Origin of the sequence: Exiguobacterium sp. s142 (assembly GCF_018618455.1) — a bacterium.
Classification (GTDB): Bacteria; Bacillota; Bacilli; order Exiguobacteriales; family Exiguobacteriaceae; genus Exiguobacterium; species Exiguobacterium aurantiacum_A.
The window spans coordinates 1-1671 of sequence record NZ_JACSMB010000046.1; the positions used below are offsets into that span (position 1 = coordinate 1).

2 protein-coding genes and 1 pseudogene are annotated in these 1671 nt (G+C 49.9%); all 3 read left to right on the forward strand.

Annotation, left to right across the window (positions count from 1 at the left end; all coding sequences use genetic code 11):
* Nucleotides 1-115 precede the first annotated feature (115 nt).
* A pseudogene (locus tag KNP77_RS16210) lies at nt 116-187 on the forward strand (hypothetical protein); the annotation flags it as partial.
* Nucleotides 188-427: 240 nt separating this feature from the next.
* The gene (locus KNP77_RS16040; protein WP_251139134.1) at nt 428-748 is read left to right on the forward strand and encodes a helix-turn-helix domain-containing protein; all 321 of its coding nucleotides are present in this window, start codon (nt 428-430) and stop codon (nt 746-748) included.
* Nucleotides 749-753: 5 nt separating this feature from the next.
* A complete protein-coding gene (locus KNP77_RS15765; protein ID WP_353048846.1) occupies nt 754-1626 on the forward strand; it encodes an IS3 family transposase in 873 nt (290 codons plus the stop codon).
* Nucleotides 1627-1671 lie beyond the last annotated feature (45 nt).

Below are 1671 nucleotides of genomic sequence, written 5' to 3' on the forward strand. Positions count from 1 at the left end.
TGATATGCTCCCTCAAAAGTAGACAGGTTAAAAAATATAACCTGTTTTACTTTTGAAGGGAGTTTTTTGTGTGGCTCAAAAACGCTATTCATTAAAAATGAAGCTTGAGGCTGTCATGGCCTATGAGGAGGGTAAGGTCGCTCTATCTGAAGTATTGGGGCGATACGAGGTGCCGAGACAAACTTTTGATCATTGGGTCAGACGTTATCAAGCCGATGGGGCCGATGCCTTTCTCAAACCACGTTCCTGGAAGACCTACACTAAAGAACTGAAGACGAATGCGGTGCTAGATTGGGTCCACGGCAGGCATTCAGATAACGAGATACTAAGGAAGTATGGAATATCGAGCCATGGCGTTCTTGAGCGGTGGGTAAACCAGTATACTAGTCATAGAGAACTCAAATCCACCTCAGGGGGACGAAAAGCTATGACTAAAGGACGAAAAACCACGTTCGATGAAAGGCTCGAAGCGGTGCTCGACTGCATCAGCCAGAATCGAAACTATCGCGAGACCGCGGAGACCCATCGGGTCTCGTATCAACAGCTCTATCTATGGGTGAAAAAGTATGACCAAGGAGGGCCTGACGCCCTGCTCGATCGACGCGGTCGCAACAAAGAAGATGGCACGTTCACGCCTGAAGAGCTTGTCCAAGTCGAGATGAGACGCTTAGCGAAAGAGAACGAATTTCTTCGCATGCAGAACGACTACTTAAAAAAATTAAAAGAAATCGAAAGGGGGCAAAACTAAACCAGATCAGGTACGCGCATGAATATGAATCGATTCGCCGCCTCCAGTCCGAGTGCGGCCATTCGGTGGCCCGACTATGTGAGATCGCCGGCGTCTCGAGGTCAGGGTATTACAAATGGTTGAAGCATCAACCGTCCGCGCGTGAAACGGAGAATCGACAGGTTCTTGAAGAGTTGCGAAGCATCCATCATGAGGTCAAGGGTATCTACGGATATCGACGCATGGCTATGAACCTTCGCAGACGATTCGACCGACATGTCAACCATAAGCGTGTCTACCGATTAATGGAGGCCGGCGGCCTGCGCTGCGTCATCCGTAAAAAGAGGAAGAAATATGTCCGCTCGACTCCACAACAGACGGCAGAGAACATCTTGAACCGTGAGTTCCGGGCAGATCGGCCGAACCAGAAGTGGCTGACCGACGTCACCGAGTTCAAGTACGGATCGTCTGGGAAAGCCTATCTTAGCGCCATCCTCGACCTCTATGACGGATCGATACGTTCTTTCGTCATCGGCCATTCAAACAACACCAGTCTCGTCTTCGAAACGCTTCATCAGGCCCTACAGGGCGATCCAGGTGCGATGCCTCTCCTCCATAGTGACAGAGGGTTCCAGTACACCTCGAGGGCCTTCGGCCGAATGACGAAGGCGGCCGGTATCACCCAAAGCATGTCCCGTGTGGGAAAATGTATCGACAACGGGCCGATGGAGTCATTTTTTGGTGCACTCAAATGCGAGAGCTATCGCCTTCGGAAATACCGTACGTACGATGATCTCAGCAAAGTAGTGACCGAGTATATGCGTTTTTACAATCAAGATCGCTTCCAAGAACGACTAAACGGCCTCAGCCCATTAGAATTCAGGGCTGAAGCCGTCTAAACGATTTTTATTATTTCGACTGTCTACTTGACAGGGTGCAGTTCA